The organism is Sorangium sp. So ce363, assembly GCF_051520435.1.
GTDB lineage: Bacteria > Myxococcota_A > Polyangia > Polyangiales > Polyangiaceae > Sorangium > Sorangium cellulosum_B.
The window spans coordinates 7491264-7515105 of record NZ_CP150333.1 but is presented as its reverse complement, the minus strand read 5'-3'; the positions used below and the strand labels follow the sequence as shown (position 1 = coordinate 7515105).

Sequence of the window (23842 nt, the reverse complement as noted above, 5' to 3'; positions counted from 1 at the left end):
TCACGTTGGTGACAGCGAACGGTGGACACCGGATCAAGCGCAAACGAACGTTCGACCACTCGGGACCGCGTTCCAGGGATGGCACCGAGAGGTCGTCAGGGGTTAGCGACCTCCAGAGCGAGGCCGTCCACGGCCATTCCCTCGGACGAACAGAGGATCGCCATGGGCGGTCCCACTGCGAGAGAAGGCGGGAGACGCTCGCAGACGAGCACGAATCCAATCTAGCAGCCTAGCAACAGGAGCACAACGGGACTTTCGGAGCGTTGCGTTGGGCTTTCTGGTTGGCTGGATTCCAGAAGCAGCGTCGTTTGTTTCGGTTTGCGACGGTTGCGACGGTTGCGACGGTTGCGACGGTTGCGTCGGTTACGACGCTTACGACGGTTACGACCGTTGCGACCGTTGCGACCGTTGCGACCGACGCAACCGTTGCGTCGGTTTGCGATGACGTCGTCCGCCTGCGTCAGCTTGCGTTGGCTCGTAGCCGCGTTCGCGGCGGCGTGGGTTGGCGTTGGCGTTGGCGCCGCTGCCGTTGTCCGAGGAACAGGCCCGGAGCGCCGCGCTGACGCTGACGCTGACATCATGGCGCGCGTCAAAACAGTGCGCTCGGCACATTCCGCTAGACATGGCCGTGTGTCGACGCGTTGCCGTCCCGCAGAATTGCGCTCACCTCGTGGGCACAACCCCATGCCAGCGTGTATCCCGAACCGCCGTGGCCGTAGTTGTGGATCACACGGCCTTCTCGCTCGACCCGTACGGTGCTCCGGTAAGGGCGCAGCCCGGCGCGTGAGCCGAGCAAGCGGCCTGGCTTGAGCCCGGCCGCGCGCACCCGCTGGAGCATTGCGTCAGCGAGCTCGGGATCAGGCGTCAACGGGCGATCATCGGGCGACGGGATGAAACAACCGCCAATCACGATCTCGCGACGCCTTGGGATGACATAAACGAGCGCCGACTCGTCCCTTTCATCACCCAGTGCGACATCTGGGGGGATCTCGCCTGGTTCGACGATCGCCACCTGGCCATAGATACCGATGAGCTCGCCGTCGCCGGTGAGCGCGCGCGCCCCGAGCCCGGTGCAATTCACGATGCAGTCGCCCTCGACCTCGGCGAGCGATCGCACGTGCTCGGTGCGCACTGGACAGTCGAGCTGCGCCTCCAGCCAGGGCAGGTGCAACGATGGCTCGATGCGCGGCGCCGTGAATCGCAGGCTGTACGGCGCGCCCAGCGGGTGGGGTCCAGGCTCGAGCGCGAGGTCCGGGGCGCTCGGAGCCCACCACGGCAGGCGCGTGTCGTCCGCCGCCTCGCGCGCGGTCAGGAGATCCACGCCCGCCTCCGGGTGTTCGTTCGCGATGCGCGTGAGTTCATCGAGGCTCCTCGAGGACCACGCGTTGACGCGCTCGGGCGGGTTCGCCAGGAAAGGATGCCACAGCGCCGCCGCGACCGCGGACGTCGTTCGCTCGCCGCGCGCCGCTGCGATCACCTGTACCCGGTGGCCGTCCCGCTGGAGGACGACCGCCGTGGTCAACCCGATCACCCCTGCGCCCACGACGGTGATCTGCTGCCCTTGAGCCTGGCCCCGCGATGACGCCACGATCGCGCGCTCTAGCACGCCTCGCCTCGGCGTCGACATCGCACACCACGCCCGGCGTCGAATCCGGTCTCGTGGACGTCCAGCGACGTCCCGTGATGTCCCGCGACGTCCCGCTGTGTCCCGCGACGCCCCGTGATGTCCCGCGACGTCCCGCTGTGTCCCGCGACGTCCGATCCACAACGGTTTCCGCCCACCTCAGCTACATGCCGAGCAGAGCGGCGGTCTCTCGCACAGGAGACGGGCCCAGATCGGCGTTTTCGGCGCGCAAGCGCACTCCGGTGCGCTGAGCACCGAAAACGCCGAGGTGGGCCCGTATCCGAAGCGGGTGACCGTCGCTCTAGATGTTTCGTGCGCAGCGGGCGCCGATGTTGTTGACGCGGTCGATGGGATAACTGAAGTCGCGGTTGCCTGCGCGCACGTCCGTCGCCGGCGCGCGGTAGCTCCCGCCGCGGGTGACCCGCGTCGCGTCGCGATCGCCGTCCACGCGATGCACGCAGTCGATGCACGGCGTGGGGAGCGCATCCCGCCACCAGTCCATCGTCCACTCCCACAGATTCCCGGCCAGATCCGAGTGCCCCCATCGCCCGTCGCCACGCGGCTTCGACCCGACCGGCAGGATGTCGCTCAGCGCGCAAGCCCCCGCGGCGCTCCCATCCCCCGTGCAGTTGTAGGAGGCGCGATCGCCGTCGATCCCGGAGCCCCAGGGGTAAGGTCGATGCTCGTCGCCACCGGCAGCCGCATAGTTCCACTCCGCTTCGGAGGGCAGGCGGCCGCCGTCCCACGCGCAGAACGCGAACGCCTCGAACCAGGTGATGCAATTGATCGGCAGCTCCTCGTTCGACCCGGGGGCGTCGGTCCACGTCCAGAGGCGATCGCCATTGCACTGCAGCGCCGCCCGGAGCCCCGCGGTGTTCGGCGCGAGCCGCGTGTTCCACCCCGCGATCCACCCGCTGCCGTTGACGTGGGGGTGCCGGCCAGCCCCGATGGCCGGCGGGCTCTCCTGCACGCCCTGCCCGGCATCCACGAACGCTCGGAATCGCCCCACCGTGATCTCGTACTTGTCCAGGCGGAAGTCGCTGACGGCCGCGGGGAACGCGTCGTCAGTGCTCGGCGTCCCGTCGTAGCCCCTCAGGAAAGTGCCACAGGGGACCATCCTGTTGCCGCAGCAGCTCGCGTCGCCCGGCCCGCAGCTGTCCCCGGCGCCCGGCCTGCCCCCCGCGCAGCTCGCAGGCATGACCATCACGTCCGTCGATCCGCACGTGTTCGGGCAACCCGGCTCCCCGCACTCGCACTGCATGCCGCCCGCGCACGTCACGCAGTCCCCGGTTCCATCACACTCCGCGCTGCCGTCTGCCCCGCAGGGGGTCCGCGCCGGCCTCGGCCGCTCTGCACACTCACCCTCGCTGCACACCGCTTCCATGCAGGCGCTCTGCGCTGGCGGGCAGTCCTCCACCGGGTCGACGCAGCTATCCGTCGCACCGCCGCTGCTGCTGCTGGCGCCGCTGCTGCTGCTGGCGCCGCCGGTGGTGGTGGCGTCACTGCTGCTGGCGGTGGCGCTGCTGCCGCCACCGGCCCCGCTTCCACCGCTCCCGACGTCGTGGTCACCAGGGAAATCACGCACCTTCGGGCTGCAACCCGAGACGAGAGAGGTGGCCACGATGAGCGCCAATTTTCTCATGTACGGCATCCTACGCGACCGGGCGCACCCCCGTCGCGGTGGATGCCGTACCGGCCCGGAGCGTTGCAGCGCCCGACCTGCGCCGGGCGCCGAGGCGCGCCGGGTGGCCGGGGCGGTGGCCACCGTTCCACCGACGGCGGCCGCCGCGCTGCGGGCGCTGTGTCCTCGTCCGCGCCTCGTTCGCGCCTCGCCTGCGCGGCTCGGCGGCTGGGCGGCGGCTGGAGCTCCGTTACTTGCGCTGCGCGGGGGCGGTCGCGGTCGCGCCGTCCCCGGCGCGCCGGCCCGGCTCGATCTGGCCGACGTCGCGGACAGCGCCGTTGGCGGCGCTCGTGGCCATCAGCGCGTAAGCCCGCAGGGCAGGGGAGACCTTCCGGTCGCGGTTCGGCCTGAACGCATCGGCGCCGCGCGCCTCGGCGGCCCGGCGGCGGCGATCGAGCTCCGCCTCGCTGACGAGGACATCGATCGTCCGGGCGGGGATGTCGATCCGGATGCGGTCGCCCTCCTCGATGAGCCCGATGGTCCCGCCCTCGGCCGCCTCGGGCGAGACGTGCCCGATGCTCAGGCCCGAGGTCCCGCCGCTGAACCGGCCGTCGGTGATGAGGGCGCACGCCTTCCCGAGGCCCTTCCCCTTCAGGAACGACGTCGGATAGAGCATCTCCTGCATGCCGGGGCCGCCCTTCGGCCCCTCGTAGACGATCACGACCACGTCGCCCGAGCGGATCTGGTTGTCCCAGATCGCGTCGCACGCCGCCTCCTGCGAGTGGAAGACCCGCGCGGGCCCCTCGAACTTCCAGATCTCGGGCTCGACGCCGGCGGTCTTCACGATGCAGCCGTCCACCGCGATGTTACCGTAGAGCACGGCGAGCCCGCCTTCGCGGCTGTACGCGTGGTCGACGTCGCGGATGCAGCCCTTCTGGGCGTCATCGTCGGTGTCGGCGAAGTACTTGTCTTGCGAGAACGCGACCGTGGTCGGCACGCCGCCCGGCGCGGCGAGCGAGCGCTTCTTCGCGGCGGCCGTCGCCGTGGGGCGGCGGATGTCGTTCTCGTCGATGGCCTCGCCCAGCGTGCCCGCGTGGACCGTGCCCGCCTGCCGGTGGATGAGCCCCGCGCGGTCGAGCTCGCCGAGGATCGTCAGCACGCCGCCCGCGCGGTGCACGTCCTCGACGTGGTGATGCGACGACGGCGCGACCTTGCAGATGTTGGGCACCTTGCGCGACATCCGGTCGATGTCCGCCATCTTGAAGTCCACCTGCGCCTCGCGGGCGACCGCCAGGATGTGGAGCACCGTGTTCGTCGAGCCGCCCATCGCGATGTCGAGCGCCATCGCGTTCTCGAACGCCTCGAACGTCGCGATGCTCCGCGGCAGCACCGAGGCGTCGCCGTCGACGTAGTGCCGCTGCGCGAGCGCGACGACGCGCTTCGCCGCCGCCTCGAAGAGCTCCCAGCGCGCCGCGTGCGTCGCGAGCAGCGTGCCGTTGCCGGGCAGCGCGAGGCCGAGCGCCTCGTTGAGGCAGTTCATGCTGTTGGCCGTGAACATGCCGGAGCACGAGCCGCAGGTCGGGCACGCGGACCGCTCCATCGCGGCGAGATCCGCGTCGGTCACCTTGTCGTCGCTCGCGGCGATCATCGGATCGATGAGGTCGAGCTTCCGGATGAGCGGCTTGCCGTCGCGGTCGTGGGTCCCGACGAGCTTGCCCGCCTCCATCGGACCGCCCGACACGAAGACGGTCGGGATGTTGAGCCGCATGGCGGCGAGGAGCATGCCGGGCGTGATCTTGTCGCAGTTCGAGATGCACAGCAGCGCGTCCGCGCAGTGCGCGTTCACCATGTACTCGACGCTGTCGGCGATGAGCTCCCGGCTCGGCAGCGAGTACAGCATGCCGGCGTGGCCCATCGCGATGCCGTCGTCGATGGCGATGGTGTTGAACTCGACGCCCCACCCGCCCGCGGCGTCGATGACCTTCTTCGCCCGCTGGCCGACGTCGTGGAGGTGGACGTGCCCCGGAACGAACTGCGTGAAGCTGTTGGCGATGGCGACGATCGGCTTCTCGAAGTCCGCGTCCTTCATGCCGGTGGCGCGCCACAACGCGCGCGCCCCTGCCATGTTGCGCCCCTGGGTGGATGTACGACTGCGGTATCCGGCCATGCCAGGAACCTACTCCGTTCCGGCCTTCGCGCCTAGCCGGCAGGCGGGGCCGGCGCCAGGGTACCGCCGCGCCCGCTGCGTCCACCGCCGCGCGCTGCGTGCGCTGCGTCCACAGCCGGCGAGGTCGTTCGAGCGGCCAAGGCGGCGCGCACCAGGTCTCTCGGGGCCTGGGCCGCGACTCAGGGCGTCACCGCAGCCCGGGGCCGGCCCTTCGATCATCGGCCTCGTGGCTTGGACCACCGATCCACGGCGACCATCGCGGCGCCCAGCCCGTCGATGTAGGTGCCGTGCCGGAACGTCGCGCGCTTGAGCGCCACGACCAGCGTGGCCAGGAGCTGGCGCGCCTCGTCTCGTTCTCGCCGCAGGTCCTGGACCTCATCCCGCGACGGCCGGTTGACGACCGCAGCTTGCCCGGCGTCGTTCGTGCCTGTCTGACTCGCTCTCTCGGACATGGGTCTCATCCTCCCATATCAAGTTAGCGCCGCGTCGCCCGCGCCATCAACCTCCATAGGAGGTATTTGAATCGGTGTTCGTATCCCGGCCCACGTCAGCTCAGGAGCGCGCGACGAGGGTGACGAGGCCGCGCGCGATCTCGCGATGGATGACGCGGAGTCCGGCCGCGTCGAGCCTGTCGCAGACCCAATCGGGGGCGAGGCGCAGCTTGCGATAGAAGCTCGCTGACAGCGTCCACCGGCCGTCCTCTCGGCCGCGCGTGTGAACGAGGTCGTGCACCTTGACGGTCTCGGGTTCGTACTCGAGGAAACAGGTCATGATCACATCCGCGGAGTCGTGGACTGGGATGAACCGGTCGGCGCCTCCGAGCTCGCGGGTGAGGTCACGGAACGTGAGCGCGAGATGGCCGCCGGGCGCGAGTCGCCGGGCGCAGCCGGCGAACATCCGCTCCACGTCCGACTTGCTGCCGAGGTGGGGGAGCGTGTCGCCCATGCACACGGCGAGCGCGCAGGGGGGCCCCGAGCGCTCCAGCGCGTCGAGGAGATCCCCTCTCACGATCTCGACGGCGAGCGGCCCGCGGCGCGCCTCGAGCTCGGCGAGCAGCCTGTCCGACGTGTCCACGGCGGTTACCCTGAACCCGAGCTGGGCCAGCGCGAGGGACTGAAAGCCGGAGCCGCACCCGAGGTCGATGGCCTCGGGCGAGCCGCCGGACGAGCCTTCAGGGCGCAGGCCGAGGCGCTCGAACAGCGCCCGCTGCTCGGCGACCTTGGCGTCGTACTCCCCGAACATCCTTGAATAGTGCTCGGCGAGGAGCTTGTCGTAGTGATCGGCGACCGTGGGCATGGGCTCTGTTCCTCCGCGGCCATCCTACAGCGGCAGGTCCCGCCGGCGCACGCCTGCGCCGGCACGCATCACGCATCACGCATCACGCATCACGCATGGGACGCACGGGCGCACGCCTGCGCCGGCACGCGTCACACATGCACGCACGGGGGCTCACCAGAATCGACTGCGTCCGAAAATTTCTGCTCTGCTTTGACGAAGACATGATATCTTGGTTGAAACGCGACTCTTACTCCGACATCGATTTTCGGGTCGGCGGTGTTGGAAGGCACCGGGAAGATTCCCGGAGCGAGGTTGGAGAGGGAGAGATCGCGTTGCTGTGCGCAGCTGGTTTCGTCGGACGGGTGGGAATGAGGTACGGCGGGCTTGGACCGAGCCAGCCTGTCGCTCGCGCGGGTGTTTCGCTCTTCGAGAGCGCGCCTCGCGAAGCGCGCTGATGGACCCGTCGGAGAACCAGCGAGGCGAGCCGGAGAGCCCAGGCAGGCGGTCACGCCGGGCGACCAGGCAGCCGGAACGACGGGCGAGCCAGAACGACAGGCAAGCCAGATGACCAGGTGAGCTCGGGCGAGCCGCGCCGCACTCCTCGTGCGCCGCGCAGCCGGAGCCCGGTCGGCCTCGCCGACGCGGCCAGCACCTGAATCTGAGCGAGGCGCGCCCAAGCGCTCAGGGCGGAGAGAAGCTGACGAGCGGCTGACGAGCTGCCGACGATGAAGGTGAAGCTGCGCGGCGCGCGGGAGAGAGCACAGCCGGGCGCCGGTGATACGGGCCGCGCCGGGGTCACCCGCGATGATGACGGATGTGAACGTGAGTGTGAATGAGCGTGAATGAGCGTGAATGAGCGTGAATGAGCGTGTGACGAACGGCTCATGACCGCAAACCCCGTCGAGATCGAGAAATGAGTTGCGGAAGGTGTCAGTCTGCGTCACGATGAGAAGTTTTGTGACTGCGGTGTTTGCGATCTTGCGGAGTTCACGCGGGTCGTGGGATCACGTCGAAGTAGCGAAGGAGCGTGGTGCATGAAGACGGTTGGTGATTGGCTCTCCAGGTGCTCGCGATCGCTCGTCGCCGCGGGCGCGGCCGCGCTCCTCTCCGCCACGCCGACCGCGGCCTCGGCAGAGCACCCCGCCACGCCGCGGCAGGCTGCACCGACGGTAGCCGGCGCGGAGAGCGCGCCTACGGCAGAGCCCGCCTCGGCCCCCGGCGCGGGCGAGTGGGACACCTTCTCCGTGGAGGTCTATGGCAGGCTGGTCTCGCGCGCGGGAAAGGTCGCGACGCTGCTGCCGCTCGTCTCCACGACCGAGAAGCCGGTCGCCGCGGGGACCAAGGCGGTGCTCTTCCGCAAGGTCGAGGACCCCGACGGGCCGAGATCCACGAAATGGGTCGAGATCGCCAGGGTGACCATGAAGAAGATCGAGTCGACCGGCAACATGCAGCTCACCATCGACTCGGAGCCGCAGGCGCCGCCCGGCGAGAAGGGCAAGACGCCTGGCCACTTCGTGAAGGGCGCTCGGCTCAAGCTCGCGATCCAGTAGCCCGGCGCCGCGCGCGGCGGAGCACGCCGCGGGCGTGAGCCGGGTCGCACCGCTCCGAGGAGGACCGCGCGGTCGCCGCGAGCGGGGACGGTGGGAGGGAGTCCGCGCGGGGGCCGCGGCCGAATGTCGCCGCCGTCGCACGACATTTTGGAACGCGGCGCCTCATCGTTGATAGAGTCGGCTTGCAGAGACGAGCGACGACGATGAACGCCCTTCGATCCTGGCTCTCGCAACTGAACCGCCCCGAGGTGACGGAGTTCGCCGTGGCCACCGGGCGCATGCCCAGCGTCAAGGTCTCGGGCGCCTTCCAGGCCGTCGATCCCGGCGCCCTCACCACGGAGGACATCCTCATGCTCCTCAGCGCGCTCGGCGGCGGCCGCCACATCGAGGCCCTCGGCGCGAAGCCGTCGCAGTGGCACATCCGCATCGAGGGCATCGGCGCCATCTCGGTCGTCGCCGCGCGCCAGGGCGACCTCGTGCACGCCCGCATGACGCGGATGCAGTCGTCCGGCGCGTCGGGGACCGCGGCCGCCGCGCCTCCCGCGCGCCCTTCGCAGCAGCTCTCCATGCGGGAGCACCTCACGCCCGAGGAGGGGCAGCGCCCACCGCCGCGCGAGCAGGACGCGAAGCGCACGAGCTCCTCGGAGGTCGCGCTCGACCTCCGCTCTCCGCCGCCGCCTGCAGAGCCCCGCGCCAGCCGGCCCTCGGTGGCCCGCTTCGAGGCGCGCGCCGACGATGCGCCGGCCGCCGAGCGCGCCGCGCCGGCCGCCCGCCCGTCGGCGCCGTCCCCGGAGCCCCGCGCCGCCGGGCGCGCGGCCGCGGCGGGGGGGCGCGCGCGGCCCTCCTCCGCCGAGGTGCCGGCCGCCGCCCTCGACGGGCTGCTCGCCATGGCGCGCGATCAGGGCGCGAGCGATCTGCACCTCGTCGCCGGCCGCCCGCCGCTCCTGCGCGTGGCGGGCGAGCTGATGCCGCACGGCGAGCCGCTCGACCCGGCGGCCGTCGAGTCCCTCCTCTTGCCGCGCGTCCCGGCGCGCCTCTCGCAGGTGCTCGAGGTCGAGGGCTCCTGCGATTTCGCCCTGGAGCTCGGCGCGCTCGGCCGCTTCCGGGTGAACATCTCGCGCCACCGGCAGGGGTACAAGGGCTCGTTCCGGCTGATAGCGCGCACCATCCCGACCCTCGCGTCGCTCGGCCTGCCCGACGCCATCGGGCTCGCCACCCGCCACCACCAGGGCCTCATCGTGATCACCGGGCCGACGGGCCACGGCAAGACCACGACGCTCACCGCGATCGTCGACATCCTGAACCGCGAGACCAGCCATCACATCATCACGGTCGAGGATCCCGTCGAGTTCGTCCATGCGCGCGGCAAGGCGATGATCAGCCAGCGCGAGGTCGGCACGCACACCCGCTCCTTCGAGAACGCCCTCAAGGCCTCGCTGCGCGAGGATCCCGACGTCATCGTCGTCGGCGAGCTCAGGGACACGGCGACGGTCCGCATGGCGCTGGCCGCGAGCGAGACTGGCCACCTCGTCCTCGGCACCATGAACACCCCGAGCGCGGCGAAGACCATCGATCGGCTGATAGATCTCTTCCCGCCCGGCGATCAGCAGCAGGTGCGCGTCACCCTCGCGGGCGGCCTCCGGCTCATCGTCAGCCAGCGGCTCCTGCCGAGCGAGGGCGGCAGGCGCATGGTCGCCGCCGCCGAGGTCCTGCCCGGCTCCGTCCCGCTCTGGAACCTCATCCGCGACTCCAAGACGTTCCAGATACCGAGCCTCCAGCAGCGAGGGAAGGGCCTCGGGATCATCCGCCTGGACGACTCGCTGGCCGAGCTCGTCCGCGCCGGCAAGACCACGCTCGAGGCCGCGCTCAAGGTGGCGGAGGCCCCCGACGAGCTCGAGGCCGTCCTCGCCGGCAGGCGGCAGCCCATGCTCACGCCGGACAGGAGGCCGCCCGCCCCCGCGCCCGACGCGTCCAAGTCCGCGCCCATCGAGGCGGGCAAGGGCCTCTTCGAGCGCGCGGGCGCGCTCTTCGGAAAGAAGGGAGCGTAACGTGGCCCGGATCGACCGCCTCTTCGACGAGCTGCTCTCGAGGAAGGGCAGCGACCTGCACCTCGGCATCGGCTATCCGCCGCTCGTGCGCACCCGAGGCGAGCTCATCGCCCTGCGCGACACGCCCCTCGACACGGCCGAGATGGAGGCGCTCCTCTTCGAGATCACGACCCCCGAGGAGACGCGGCGGATCGTCGACGAGCTCGATCTCGACTTCGCCTATTCCTACGCGGACAGGGCCCGTTTCCGCGCGAACTACTTCTACAAGACCACCGGGCTCGCGGCCGTCTTCCGCACCATCCCGAGCAAGATCCTCTCGCTCGACGATCTCGGCTGCCCCGAGATCGCCCGCCGGCTGTCCGAGCGGACGAGCGGGCTCATCTTGATCACCGGGCCGACCGGCTCCGGTAAGTCCACGACGCTCGCGGCGATGATCGATCACATCAACCGCTCGCGCGCCTGCCATGTCCTCACGATCGAGGATCCGGTCGAGTTCGTGCACAGCCCCATCAAGGCCCAGATCACGCACCGCGAGGTCGGCCCCGACGCGGGCAGCTTCGCGAGCGCGATCCGCAGCGCCGGGCGCGAGGACGCCGACGTGATCCTGATCGGCGAGCTCCGGACCAACGAGACCATGAAGCTCGCCTTGCAGCTCGCGAGCTTCGGTGTCCTCGTCTTCGGCACCGTCCACACGAACAGCGCCGCCGCGACGATCGACCGTATCATCAACGCGTTTCCCGCCGACGAGCAGCTCCAGGTCCGCGGCATGCTCGCCGAGAGCCTCGCCGCGATCATCGCCCAGCAGCTGCTCCGCACGAAGGACGGCACGAGCCGCGTCGCCGCCCACGAGATCCTCGTCGGCTCGAGCGCGCTCTCCGCGATGATCCGCGAGGGCAAGACGTTCCAGATCACGAACCTGATGCAGGCGGGCCGCTCCGCCGGCATGCAGACGATGGACATGGCGCTGGAGCGGCTCGTCAAGAAGGACACCATCTCGGTCCAGGCGGCGCTGGAGAAGGCGATCGACAAGGACAGCTTCCAGAAGCTCTTCCCCGACGCGCAGGGGGCGTGACGCAGAATCGAGCCGCGGAGGCGGAAGGGGGAGAGCGAATCGCTCGTCGTCTTCTCTGGGCGTCCTGGCGCTCTGTCTCGCTAGGACGCGACACCCCCGCTCCTCGGCGGGCCTCCCGAGGCAGATGACGGTGCGACGTTCCGCGGCAGATCCACGGTGAAGCAGGCGCCCTTGCCCTTCTCGCTCGACACCTGGAGCGTGCCCCCGTGGGCCCGGACGATCTCGTTCGCGATGTAGAGCCCGAGCCCGAGCCCGCCGTAGGACCTCGACGAGACCGCCCGCTCGAACCGCTTGAAGATGCGCTCCATGTCCTCCGGCGCGATGCCGGGCCCGTGATCGCGCACGACGACCCGCGCCGTGTCGCCGCGCTCGGCGACGGTCACCTCGATGGGCCCGCCCTTGCCGAACTTGATCGCGTTGTTGAGCAGGCTCCTCAGGACCTGCGCGACGCGGAGCCGATCGAAGCGGCCGAGCACCGGGCGCCCCGCCGCGATCTCGATCCGGCAGCCCGCACGCGACGAGGGCTCGCGGAGCTCGCTCACGACGTCGCAGGTCAGCGCGGAGAGGTCGACCTCCGAGAGATCGAGGTCGAGCTCATGGCGCGCAATCTGGTTCACGTCGAGGAGGCTCTCGATGAGCCGCTCGATCCGCTCGACCTGCCCGAGGCTCACCGCGACCATGCGCTCGAGCGAGGGGTTCACGATCTCGGTCGTCAGCTTCTTCTGCATCAGCGCGAGCTTCAGCCTGAGCGGCGTGAGCGGCGTGCGGAGCTCGTGGGACGCGACGGCGAGGAACTCCTCGCGGATCTGGACGGCCTGCTGCGCCTCGCGGTAAAGGCGCGCGTTGTCGAGCGCCATCGCGGCCCTGCGCGCGAGCTCCTCGACGAGCGGCGCGTCGGCCCCGGTATAACGCGGCGTCGCTCCGGTCCGCATCAGCGAGAGCACGCCGAGGCAGCGGCCGCGCGTCACGAGCGGCGCGTTCATGTACGCCGCGGGCGCGAGCTCGAAGAGCGCCTCGGGGCGCGCTGCGCCCGCGGCCCAGCGCCGCATCAGGCCGTCGCTCACGCGGCAGAGCTCGGCACGATCCGCGCCGAGGACACGGTGGGGATCCCCGGGCGCGCCCGGGGACGCGGCGGCGTCCCCGGAGGGCGCGGTGAGCTCGCGCAGGCGCGCGGCCTTGGCCGGGGAGTCCGCCGCGACGGCCGCCTGCTGGAGCGCGCCCGCGTCGTCGAGCACGTAGAGCGCTGCGCCCTCGGCGAGCTCGGGCACCGCGACCCCCGCGATCGCGTCCAGCGTCGCCTCGTAGCCGAGATCGGCCGCGAGCCGCCTGCTCGCCTCCGCCAGGAAGCGCTCGGCCATCTCCGCCCGCTTGCGCTCGGTGATGTCCGTCGAGATGCCGCAGACGGCATAGATGGCTCCAGCAGCGTCGTGCAGGGTGAACTTGAGGGACAGGTACGTGCGCGGCTCGTCGTCCACGAGCACGACCTCTTCCAGGTCCAGCGGGCTGTCCGCCTCGATCACCTTGCGGTCGTAGGCGGCGAACGCGTCCGCCATCTCCGGCGGGAAGAGCTCGTGATCTCTCTTGCCGATCACCTGCTCTCTCGACAGATGGACGAACTGCTCGTACCGCCGGTTGATCAGGAGCAGTCGGCCCTCCAGATCCTTGACGTAGATGGCGGCCGGCGAGCTGTCGACGATGCTCTGGAGCAACGCCTCGCTCTTCTTCAGCGCCGCGTAGAGCGACGCGTTCTCGAGCGAGATGGCGGCCTGCGACGCGAGCAGATCGAGCACCGCGAGCGTGTCCTCGGTGAACGCGCCGCGCATCGCGGCGTTCTCCAGGTAGAGGATCGCGTCGACCCCGGGGCGCCGCGCGATCGGCATGCACAGGACCGATCTCGGCCGGGCCAGCGCGATGTACTCGTCCGCCGAGAACCGCGTCTCCGCCGCGTCGTCGAGGATAACCGGCTCGCCCGTCCGGACGACGTAGTTGACGACCGACAGCGGCAGCGCGGCGGAGGACGCGGGCGCGCGCGCCTCGCCGGCGAGCGACTCCACGAACGGCTTTCCTCCCTCGATCCTCGCCCTCGCCCGGATCGACGCGGCGCCGCGGCGAGCCTCCAGCAGGTAGCCCTTCTGCGCGCCCGCGTGCGCAAGGACGACCCTCAGCAGCGCCTCTTCGAGCCGGGGCATCAGGATCTCGCCCGAGAGGCTCTGAGACGCCCTCACGATCGCCAGCCGATCGAGCTCCTCGACCGGCATCGTGACCGTGCTCGTCGCGGCGAGCGGGCGCGCCGCGAGGTGCGGAAAGAGCCTGTCGAGCTGCTTCACCTTCCCGTCGGCGCCCCAGCGGGCGTAGCTGCCGCGGGCCGCGCGGAGGTAGGCGTCGGCGATCAGGTCGAAGCCGCGATCGCGGTAAAAGGCGGCGGCGAGCTCCTGGGCCAGCGCCTCGCCATGGACGAATCCGCTCGCGCGCGCGGCCCGGATGGCCTGCTCGTAGAGGCGCATCGCGGAGAGCTCGTCGCCCGCGATGCGCGCGATCTCGGCCGACACGAGCGCGTGGCGGTCTGCCTGGTTCGCGGGCTGGACCTCCGCCCAGCGGCGGAGATCCGCCTCGTGTGCCCTCAGGGCAGGGAGGAGGTCTCTTCGCTGCTCCTCTGGCAGGGCGCGGGCATGGCACGAGAGCGCGAGCGCGGCGACGTAGGCTTGAGTGCTGATGTGGAACTGGTCTGTCACGGCGCCGAGCAGCTCGCCCGCCTCGCGCGCCGCGGCCACAGCCTCGCCATGGCGACCGAACAGGAGCGCCGCATGGGCGCTGCAGAGGCGGTCGTGGAAGCGCGTGATCCGCGCCGCAGCCTCGCGCGGCGGTTCCACGGCGTTCCCGGCGTCCTCGCGCGCCCGGCCCGGATCGCGCCCGCGCAGGTGCTGCACGAACCGGTGCACGACGGCCAGGGAGTCGTGGACGACGTCGTACCGGGCCCGGCCCGTGAAGTCCATGCGCCGCTCGGCTTCGGCGGCGACGTCCGCCAGGGGATCGCCCGAGGCGAGGCGCAGCGTCAGCATCTGAAAGGAGCAGTACGCCGCGTAGATCAGCGCGCCAGTCTCGATGGCCTCGTCAAAGGCTTTGTGAAAGAGGCCGACCACGTCCCGCAGGGGGCGGATCCATGGGTCGATGAAGGTGGTGATCATGTGGAGGATCTGCGCCCGGCTCCCGGTCCGGCAGCAGATCTCGAGCAGCGCGCGGGCGAGCTCCCCGAACCGGTAGCTCTCCCGGTAAAGGTCGAGGACGCGGCCGATGGTCCCGCCGAACGCGACGTATCCAGGCGGAGAAGCGTCCGAGTTGCCCGCGCGGAGGCTGAGCCGGACCATGTGGCACGCGATGAGGCTGTAGAGGCGCGGGTCCGTGAAATAGGCTGACGGGAGCGCCGTCGATAGGGTCGTCATCACGGCCAGCATGTCCGGATCGACCATGCGCGGCAGGCTGACGAGCTCCTCGATGCGGCGGTCGCACACCTCGTCCCAGACCTCGCGCGCCGCGCGCTCCACCGCGTCGCGCGTCGGGTGGAGCGGGATGTCGACGTCGAAGCGGCGCACGCAGGAGAGGGCGCTCTGCGCCGCTCGCTCGAAATCGGCGCGGGTCGTGTGGAGAACGATCTCGATGCCGTGGACCTCCGCAAGCTCGAGCCGGCCCCGAGCGCGCTGCAGGAGCACGTCGACGAGCCGTTCGGAGGCGGCGAAGTCGCCGCTCAGGAAGGCGCAGCGCGCGCCCTCGCAGTGGAGATCGAACGCGAGCGCGCGCTCCTTGTCCCAGGCGTCGTCCCCGAGCAGCGCCATGCCCGCCGCGAGGTAGCTGGCCGCGGCTGCGTAGGCTGCAGAGGCCTTGGCTCGCCGGCCCGCCATCAGGTTGAGCCAGGCGATCCGGTCCTTCTCGTGCCGGTCGGTCACGAGGGCAGCGCCCAGGTTGAGGTGGCCGGCGATCTCGAAGACGCGCGCCTCGGCCGCGTCCGAAGGCGCGTGGGCGGCGAGCAGCCGCCCGATGCGGAGGTGCACCGCCCCCAGCTCCGCCTCCGGAATGAGCGCGTGAGCCGCCTGCTGGACACGGTCGTGGAGGAACCGGTACGTATCGCCGGACCTGAGGAGCAGCCCCTCGCGCACGAGCTCCCGGTGGTCCTCGTGAATGGCGTCCTCGGACCGATCGCGGATGACGGCGAGGGTGCCGGCATCGACGGTATTCCCCACGCAGGCGGCCAGCGTGAGCGCCTTCTGGGCCGACGGGGAGAGGCGCTTGATCTTCGCGATCATGAGATCGACCACGTTGTCGGCGAGGCCCTTGCCGTGGATCGCGTCGATGTCCCACCTGAAGGCGCCTGCGCGCAGATCGACCTCGAACAGGCCCTCTTTGTGGAGCATGGTCAAGAACTGGGTGGCGAAGAACGGATTGCCGGCGGTCTTCTCGTAGACGAGGCGCGCGAGCGGGGCGGCGTGCTCTCCGCTCGTATGGACCGTATCGGCGACGAGCCGCTGCACATCCCCCTCGGACAGCCGAGCGAGCTCGATCTCGAGGAGCCTGATGCCGGCGCCCCGCGCGCGCTCGAGCATGCACGTCAGCGGGTGGAGCGGGCTCACCTCTTCATCACGGTAGGCGCCGATCGCGAGCAGGCGCTGCGTCTCGGGGTGGGTGGCGAGGTGCTCGAGGAGCGCGAGGCTCGCCGGGTCTGCCCACTGGAGGTCGTCGAGGAAGAGGCAGAGTGGGCGCTCCTCGCGGCAGAAGGCGCCGACGAAGCGCCGGAACACCATCGCGAACCGGTTCTCTGTCTCGGTCAGCGGCAGCTCGGGGACGGGCGGCTGCTTGCCGAGGATGAGCTCCACCTCCGGCAGGACGTCGACGATGAGCTGCGCGTTCTTGCCGAGGGCCGCGGAGAGCCGCCTCCGCCACGCGTCCATGACGGGCTCGCTCCCGCTCAGGATCTCGCGCACGAGCTCGCGGAGCGCCTGGACGATCGTGGCGTAGGGCGCGTGTCGGCGCTGCTGGTCGAATTTGCCCGTCGCGAAGAGGCCCCGCTCCCGGACCGCCTTCCGGCAGAGCTCCTGCACCAGCGACGTCTTGCCGACCCCGGCGTTGCCGGAGATGAGGAGGAGCTCGGGGGCTCCGCGCAGCGCCACGCGCTCGAAGGCGGCGACGAGGGCGCCGAACTCGCGCCCGCGGCCGTAGAGCTCCTTCGGGATCTGGAAGAGACCAGAGAAATCGTGCTCTCCGAGCGGGAATGGGTCGATGCGCGCGCGCGTCGTGAGCCCCTCGAGACATCGCTCGAGATCGAGCGTGAGGCCGCGCGCGCTCTGGTACCGATCCTCGGGGGCCTTGGCGAGGAGCTTCATGACGAGATCGGACACCGGCGAAGGGAGACCCGGGACGAGCTCCGACGGAGGCCTGGGGAGCACCGCGGCGTGACGGTGGACCCACTCCAGGGCATCGCCGGCCGAGAAGGGCAGGACGCCCGTGAGCATCTCGTAGAGCGTGACGCCCAGCGAATAGAGGTCGGTACGGAGATCGACCGCCCGGCTCGTGCGCCCGGTCTGCTCGGGCGCCATGTAGGCGAGGGTCCCCTCGATGACGCTCGGGCTCCGCGCGTCGCCGTGGTCCTCGGGGAGGAGGGAGGCAAGATCGAAGTCCGCGATCTTCACCTCTCCAGACATGGAATCGACGAGGATGTTCTGCGGCTTGATGTCCTTGTGGACGACCCCCTTTGCGTGGATGTCCGCGAGGGCTGTCGAGATGCTGGCGGCGATCGTCAAGAAACGTTTGAGATCCATCGGCGCCCCGAGCTCCCGATCGAGCGAGCGACCCCTGAAGTCTTCCAGGACGAGCGCCGGCCGGCTCCGGTAGGTGGTGAGCTCACAGGGCCTGATCGCGGACCGGCCGCTGAGCCTTCGCCCGATCTCGAGCTCGTGGCGCAGCCGCGCGGCGTCCCGGCCGTCGAGGGGCTCTGCCCGGGGGATCTTGAGCAGGACCGGACAACCGTCCTCGTTCCGGAGGCCGCGATGGACGACGAACCTGGTCCCCTCGCGGAGGATCTCCGTCACGGTATAGCGGTCGGGCGCGGGCATGTCGTTCGACCGGCGGCGACCAGGCCGCGCCGGGCGTGCTGCCCAGTCCGCCGCCGCTCGGGGTTGTGATCATCCCGGCGCTCCACGGACCGACCTTGCGCAGAGAGCCATCGAGCGCTCTCCGCAGCGAAGCCACGGAGCGGCCCAGCGCAGCCTGCATGGGTTCGATGGTCCTGCTCCACCGCCGTCAATGTGCTGACCGGTGCGTTGACGGTCAAGCGAGGGGCCGCGTATCCTCGCTGCACCGATCCAATGCAACCTTCCACACAGGACAGCGCATCGCTCGACCTCGACGCCTATCTCGCCCGCATCGGCTACCGCGGCGCGCTCGCCGCCACGCGGGAGGTCCTCGATGCGCTTCACGCAGCGCACGTCTACTCCATCCCTTTCGAGAACCTCGACGTCCTGCTCGGCCGACCGATCCGCCTCGACCTGGCCAGCGTCCAGGCGAAGCTCGTCAGGGCGCGCCGCGGCGGCTATTGCTTCGAGCACAACACGCTGTTCGCCGCGGTGCTGCGCCGGCTCGGATTCAAGCTCACGACGCTCATCGCGCGGGTGCGGTTCCAGCGCAGCGATACGGGCCCTCGATCTCACATGCTGTCGCTGGTCGAGCTGCCCGAGGGGCCGTTCATCGCGGACGTCGGCTTCGGCGGTCCGGGGCTCTTGCAGCCGCTCCCGCTCGTCGAGGGCGAGGGGCATGCGCGGGTGCTCGACGTGATCGGCTTGCGCCGGGAGGGCTCGTCATGGGTGCTCGCCTCCAGGGCGGGCGAGGCGTGTCAGGACATCTATGCGTTCACGCTCGAGGAGCACCTCCCGATCGACTACGAGGTGGCGAACCATTACACATCCACGCACCCGAACTCGCTGTTCGTGAACAACCTCATCGTGGCGCTCCCGTCGCCGGAAGGCCGGGTGACGCTGCGCAACCGCGAGCTGGGTCGTTGGCGGGTGGACGGCGTCGAGCGCGTCTTGCTGCGCGACGACGCGCTCCTCGACGTCCTGAGAGAGCGCTTTGGGCTGGAGCTCCCGGCCGGAACGCGGCTCTCCTGCGCGGGCCTCGATAGCTGAAGGGACGGCGCGTCCTCCTCGGGGCCTGCTCGGGAGGCCGGGCGGGCGCGGCTCGCCGGCCGCGCCCGCCGCCCCTCGCGCCGGGGCGCTACCGGATCAGTGGACGCGCCCGATGCCGCGGCGGATGAACGCCGAGCGGCTCGCGGCCGCGCCGGCCGCCGCGCCGCCTGTCGGCGCGGCCCTGAGCGCCGCGAAGGTCGGGGCAGGCTCGCAGACCAGCGCCGACAGATCCTGATTCCGGCGCCTCAGATCGTTCAAGGTGCGCGGCTCACCGCTCACCGGGTCACTGACCGTGATCCCCGTCATGAAACCCGACAGCGACGCCTCGTTCCCGAGCGACCTCGGGTTCACGTGCAGGAACCCCGTCCCGGTCTCCTGCGCGCCGTGGCACCCATTGCAGGTGTTGAGCGAGAACTTGTGCCGTGCCTCGTTGTTGAGGATGCCAGGAGCGGTCCAGGCCGTGAGGTTGTTGAACGACGAGCCGCCGAGGAACGGGTTCCCCTGGAACGTGTCGGGCACCGTGTGCTGCTCCGCGATGATCGAGGCCTCGTTCTGGTTCACGAAATCAGCGAGCGTGGGCGATCCGTCGAAGCCGAGATCCGGCGTCAGCTTGACGGTCTCCGGCCGCAGGAAGCCCGTGTCGGGCGAGAGGACGAACTCGCGCAGCTCCCACGGCCCCGCGAGCGCGATCTCGTTCGTGCGGAGCTGCCCGAGCGAGCTCCCGTTCGGCTTGCCGGGCGCGGCGTTCCGGCCTGCGAACCGCGTGGTGATGTCCTGGAGCGCCGCGTTGTAGTCCTCGGACGGGAAGGGCAGGCTGCCGAGGGCGTGCCAGGAGTTCGCCCAGTCGAGCACGTCGGCCTCGGTCGACGCGGGGAGCTTGTACTCCAGGATCACGGTGAACTGCTGCGGGAAGCCCTGGCTGACGACGCCGAACACGAACCTCCCTTCGCCGGCGTGGCCTTCGGCCAGGTTGCGCACGTCGATCCTGTTGACGATGCCGAGCAGCAAGAGCGGCGCCTGCTGCAGGTCGAGCGACCCGTCAGGGCTCCTCGGCCACTCGTCGAACACGACCTGTTGGATCGCCGTGCGCGCCGGCACGGTGAAGCCGTTCACGACCTGATCGGTCAGCCAGGTGCTGAAGAGCTCCTCGACCATGGCCGGCGCGTCGGCGGGCGTGGGCGCCATGTCCTCCATCAGGCGCGCGAACGTCCATGCGCCCGTGCGGGGGTCGCCCGGCGGCCCGTTGAACGTCGTGCGGAGGGGATCCTCGACCACGCTGAGGTCCTTCACGAAGATCTCTCGGCTCGTCCGGACGAAGCACCCCGTCGGCTCGGCCAGCTCGAAGTCGAGGGCCCCGGAGGCGACGACGAACTCGGACGAGTTGAAGTCGATCACGGAGAAGGGGATCACGTGGGTGCCGGGATCCGCGTCCTCGGTGCCGGTGACGGTGACGGGGAACGTCGCCGTGCTCCCGGGCAGGACGCCGGGGAAGAACGAGGGATCGGCGGAGACGTCGATGCCCCCCGAGGGGCTGAAGATGTCGAGGAAGTAGTCGCGGCCCGGGCACGAGCCGACATCGTTGTTGGTGACGGCGATCTGGTACGCCACCGGCGTGTTCGGGGCGACCAGGCCGCTGCTCTCTGGCGTGACGACGGCCGTCGTGGGGCGCCTGAGGCAGGAGAGCTGGGCGATCTCGAAGGCGGTCGTCGGTGAGGCGGAGAGCCAGACCTCGTCGAGCACGCCGGTGAAGCGCTCCTTCTGCACGTTGTTGCCGATACGGATGGGCGCGTCGATGTCGTGGAGCGTGCCTGCCGCGCTGATCTGGCCGACCTGCTCGCCGTTCAGGAAGAGCCGCACGAATGTGCCGTCGTAGATCCCCGCGACGTGGGTCCACACGTTGGCCTGGATGGGGGCGCGGGAGGTGACCGTCCGCCCGTTGGTCAAGGTCACGGTGAACCGCGCCTGGCTGTTCCGGATGTCGAGCGAGAAGCTCGTCTCTCCGCCGCCCTTCTCCTGCACGATGGTCCGCGGCGTCGACCCTGTCACCGCGGTCGGATTGACCCACGCGGCGACGGCGAGGTTCTGTCCGAACGTGAAGCTGGCATCGTCGTCGACCAGGATCTTGTCGTTGTCCTGGTTGAAGGCGACGCCGAGACCGCTGACACCTTGAGCGCACGCCGCGTTGGCCGAGCGGGTGGCCGTGTTGCCGTTGCCCGACGAGTCGAACAGCGCCGTTGTCGCGGCGTTGCAGTCGTCGAGCTGCCAGAAGCCGACGGCCGGCGGCCCCACCGGGGGCGGATCGCCGGGGTCGCCGCCGCCGACGCCTACGCCGCCGCCGACGCCGGTGGTGGTGACCGAGCTGCTGGTGGAGCCGCCGACGCCGGTGGAGCTGGCGACCACGCTGCTGCCGAAGCCGCCGGTGCCGCCGCCGCCGCCGACGCCGGTGGTGGAGGTGGCGACCGCGCTGCTGCCGAAGCCGCCGGTCCCGGTCGCGCCGACGCCGGTGCCGACGCCGACGCTGGTGCCGACGCCGGAGACGGTGCCGCTGACGGCGCTCGACCCGCTGGCCGCCGCTTCGAGAGCTAGTTCTGCGTCGTTGAGTGAACCTTCATCGACGTCATAGCTTCCGCACGCGGCGCCCGAGGCGAGCAGGGCGAGGACCGCGGCCGAGCTGGTTTTGATTGAGAGAGGATGGGCGAAGCCGAAGGAGAGGTTCCGCATCTGCGTTCTCGTTGGGTAAGAGTTGACTGCACGAGCGCCGTCCGGCCGCAGCTCGAGCTACGGCCGGCGACGCGAACAGGCGTCTGTCTGACCCGACCGGGCTGTTCGGGTTTGGGCGCTGGTGCGGAGCACCCGATTGGCAATTGATATGCCCGGTCCCAGATCGTGATTTTCGCCTTGTCGCGGCGAACCCAGCGTGCCCGGGCATGTCGGCGGACTCCGACACTGGCACATCTGGCACACCCATTTTGCGACCCCAGGCGGGTGCTCGAGATCAAACAAGCACGCTTTCGACGCGTCCAAATGGTGCGTTGTGGCGCGCGGCAAAGGGGGACAACAAGGTTCCTCCTCGTCGCCGCACGCCCGTCGCACTTCGTCCCGACCGCAGCACCGCCGTCTCGCGGCCATCCATTGCGCCGCTTCTATATGCCGCGCCGCATCCTCCACGCATCGCGCCGCCGTCTCAATGCATCGCGCCGCGCCGCCGTCGCGTTATGCCGACATCTCTCTATAAGGAGGTGGCCGCGGCCTAATGGGAGGCGGACCGTGATCTATAAGGAGGCGGGCCGCGGACATCCCGTGTTGTGGCGGCTGGAGCGCGCCGCCCTTTGGCGCCGCCGCGTTGTCCGTGGCCGAATCCCGGGCGGCGGCCGTCTCCAGCCTGCGCCCTCCGCCGCGCCGCTCCCGGCAAGTTTCCGCCGCGCGATCCTCTCCGCTCTCTCTCCGAGCTCTGATACATCCGTTAGCGGAGCTCTCCCGCACAGGAGACGGGCCCAGATCGGCGTTTTCGGCGCGGAGGCGTACTCTGGTACGCCGAGCACCGAAAACGTCGAGATGGGCCCGTATCCGAAGCGGGAGAGCTCCTCAGGAGAACGACCAGCGGGGGCCGTGGGGAGTGTCTTCGAGCACGACACCTGCCTCGGTCAGCAGGTTGCGAATGGCGTCCGCCTTGGCGAAGTCCTTCGCCTTCCGAGCCTCCTGGCGCATCGCGATCAGCCGGTCGATCGCGGCGTCACCCCCGCGCCCAGCGGCGCCCTCGGCAGGGGCGAGCGCGTAGTCCGGAACGAGCTCCGGATACAGCGCCGGCTCGGCGATCTCCACCCCGAACACCGCGAGGTGACGCACGATGGCCCGGTAGACCGCGAGCAGCGAGGGGCGGTCCTCACACCGCTCGATCCCCGCCGAATAGAGCGCGCTCACGTAATCGAAAAATGCAGCCACAGCGTTCGGCGTGTTCAGATCGTCGTCCATCGCCTCGATGAAGCGCGCGATGAACCGCTCGGTGAGCTCCCCGAACTGGCCGTGAACGTAGTGGTGGCGCATCCTCGGGAACCGCTCTTCCTCGGGTCGCTGCGATGCGTACGCGCCCGGGGCGAGGGGGGCCTCCGTCGCGCCGCTCAGCTTTTCGGCGAGGACCGTCGCGAGCTTCTTGATGCGCGCATAGCCCTGAGCGGATTGCTGGAGCAGCTCCCAGCCGAACGGGAGCTTGCAACGGTAATGCTGCGTCACGAAGAACCACCGCGCCTCGTCGTGCCCGTGCCTCGACAGGAGCTCCTCGACGGAGATGACGTTCCCGAGGCTCTTCGACATCTTCATGTCCTTGAGATCGAGGTGCTCCGGGTGCAGCCAGTAGCGCACCCAGGGCCGCCCGCAGAGCGGCTCGCTCTGCGCGATCTCGTTCTCGTGATGAGGGAACATGTTGTCGATGCCGCCCCCGTGGACGTCGAAATGGTCGCCCAGGAGCGCCGTGCTCATCGCCGAGCACTCGATGTGCCAGCCGGGGCGTCCGGTCGGCCACCCCTCCTCGCCGGTGCGCCAGCTCGGCTGGCCCGGGCCGGTCGGCTTCCAGAGGCTGAAGTCCGCCGGGTGCCTCTTCCGAGCGAAGTCCTCCTCGACGCGGCCGCTCGCCCCGACCTCCTGCTCGTCGACCTTGCGCCCCGAGAGCTCACCGTAGGACGCCCACGTGCCGACCTCGTAGAAGACCTCGCCGTTGACCGTGTAGGCGTGGCCCTTCTCGATCAGGCGCTTCGCCATGTCGACCTGCTCGTCGACGAAGTCGGTGGCGCGCGTGTAGACGGCGTAGTCCTTGATGTGGAGCTTGCGGCAGTCGCGCCGGAACGCCGCGATGTTCCGCTCGGCGACGTCGACGGCGCCCTCGCGCTCGCTCGCGCGCTGCATGATGCGATCGTCGATGTCCGTGTAGTTGATGATGCTCAGCACGTGATAGCCGCGGTACTCGAGGTAGCGGCGGAAGACGTCCCAGAAGCAGTAGGTGCGCGCATGGCCGATGTGCATCGGAGCGTAGACCGTGAGACCGCACGTGTAGATGCGCACGACCTTCGGCCGGGCGGAGACGAAAGGCTCCTTCTTCCTCGTGAGCGTGTTATGAACCTTGAGCGGCATCGGCCACCTGCGTGAGTGTGCGAGCACCCCCCCGGGACCGCGTACGCTACCCTGGCCCCGCCGCCCGGTCAACGCGGAACCTCGCCGGTTTTCCCTGTGGTTTCGCGGTGTCTCGCATCGTTTCGCCTCGTTTCGCCTCGTCTCGCCTCGTCTCCCCACATCTTGCGGCCGTCCTCCCTCCGGTCTACG

General features: G+C 70.1%; 12 protein-coding genes. 4 read left to right on the top strand and 8 right to left on the bottom strand.

Annotated elements, in window-relative coordinates; translation table 11 throughout:
* Positions 1 to 616: 616 nt before the first annotated feature.
* The 5 genes from WMF12_RS28150 to WMF12_RS28130 form a co-directional block, all read right to left on the bottom strand.
* Complete coding sequence (locus WMF12_RS28150) at positions 617 to 1588, bottom strand: FAD-dependent oxidoreductase (RefSeq protein WP_437739784.1); 972 nt, start codon at positions 1586 to 1588, stop codon at positions 617 to 619.
* A 337-nt stretch (positions 1589 to 1925) separates the two neighbouring features.
* The gene (locus WMF12_RS28145) at positions 1926 to 3266 is read right to left on the bottom strand and encodes a formylglycine-generating enzyme family protein (protein WP_437850321.1); all 1341 of its coding nucleotides are present in this window, start codon (positions 3264 to 3266) and stop codon (positions 1926 to 1928) included.
* Between the two features lie 229 nt (positions 3267 to 3495).
* Positions 3496 to 5412, bottom strand: a complete 1917-nt coding sequence (gene ilvD, locus WMF12_RS28140; RefSeq protein WP_437850319.1) for a dihydroxy-acid dehydratase — start codon at positions 5410 to 5412, stop codon at positions 3496 to 3498.
* 215 nt (positions 5413 to 5627) lie between these two features.
* The gene (locus tag WMF12_RS28135; protein WP_012237958.1) at positions 5628 to 5864 is read right to left on the bottom strand and encodes a hypothetical protein; all 237 of its coding nucleotides are present in this window, start codon (positions 5862 to 5864) and stop codon (positions 5628 to 5630) included.
* Positions 5865 to 5964: 100 nt separating this feature from the next.
* Entirely contained in the window at positions 5965 to 6708 is a 744-nt protein-coding gene (locus WMF12_RS28130) for a class I SAM-dependent DNA methyltransferase (RefSeq protein WP_437850318.1), read from the bottom strand.
* Positions 6709 to 7724: 1016 nt separating this feature from the next.
* Here WMF12_RS28130 and WMF12_RS28125 point away from each other — a divergent pair.
* The 3 genes from WMF12_RS28125 (at position 7725) to WMF12_RS28115 (ending at position 11360) form a co-directional block, all read left to right on the top strand.
* On the top strand, positions 7725 to 8240 hold the full coding sequence (locus WMF12_RS28125; protein ID WP_437850316.1) for a hypothetical protein: 516 nt from the start codon (positions 7725 to 7727) through the stop codon (positions 8238 to 8240).
* 203 nt (positions 8241 to 8443) lie between these two features.
* Positions 8444 to 10288 carry a type IV pilus twitching motility protein PilT gene (locus WMF12_RS28120; protein WP_437850314.1) on the top strand — a complete coding sequence of 615 codons (1845 nt, stop codon included), beginning with the start codon at positions 8444 to 8446 and terminating at the stop codon, positions 10286 to 10288.
* Position 10289: 1 nt separating this feature from the next.
* On the top strand, positions 10290 to 11360 hold the full coding sequence (locus WMF12_RS28115; RefSeq protein ID WP_437850312.1) for a type IV pilus twitching motility protein PilT: 1071 nt from the start codon (positions 10290 to 10292) through the stop codon (positions 11358 to 11360).
* An 80-nt stretch (positions 11361 to 11440) separates the two neighbouring features.
* Here WMF12_RS28115 and WMF12_RS28110 read toward each other — a convergent pair whose 3' ends face one another.
* Positions 11441 to 17461: an AAA family ATPase gene (locus WMF12_RS28110; RefSeq protein WP_437850310.1), complete on the bottom strand. Its 6021-nt coding sequence runs from the start codon at positions 17459 to 17461 to the stop codon at positions 11441 to 11443.
* A gap of 252 nt (positions 17462 to 17713) precedes the next feature.
* Between WMF12_RS28110 and WMF12_RS28105 the strand changes: the two genes are divergently transcribed.
* Positions 17714 to 18529 (top strand): arylamine N-acetyltransferase family protein, encoded by an 816-nt coding sequence (locus WMF12_RS28105; protein ID WP_437850308.1) that lies wholly within the window; start codon positions 17714 to 17716, stop codon positions 18527 to 18529.
* Between the two features lie 96 nt (positions 18530 to 18625).
* Here WMF12_RS28105 and WMF12_RS28100 read toward each other — a convergent pair whose 3' ends face one another.
* Both WMF12_RS28100 and cysS read right to left on the bottom strand, forming a co-directional pair.
* Entirely contained in the window at positions 18626 to 21250 is a 2625-nt protein-coding gene (locus tag WMF12_RS28100) for a LamG-like jellyroll fold domain-containing protein (RefSeq protein ID WP_437850307.1), read from the bottom strand.
* Positions 21251 to 22114: 864 nt separating this feature from the next.
* On the bottom strand, positions 22115 to 23653 hold the full coding sequence (gene cysS / locus WMF12_RS28095; protein WP_437850305.1) for a cysteine--tRNA ligase: 1539 nt from the start codon (positions 23651 to 23653) through the stop codon (positions 22115 to 22117).
* Positions 23654 to 23842 lie beyond the last annotated feature (189 nt).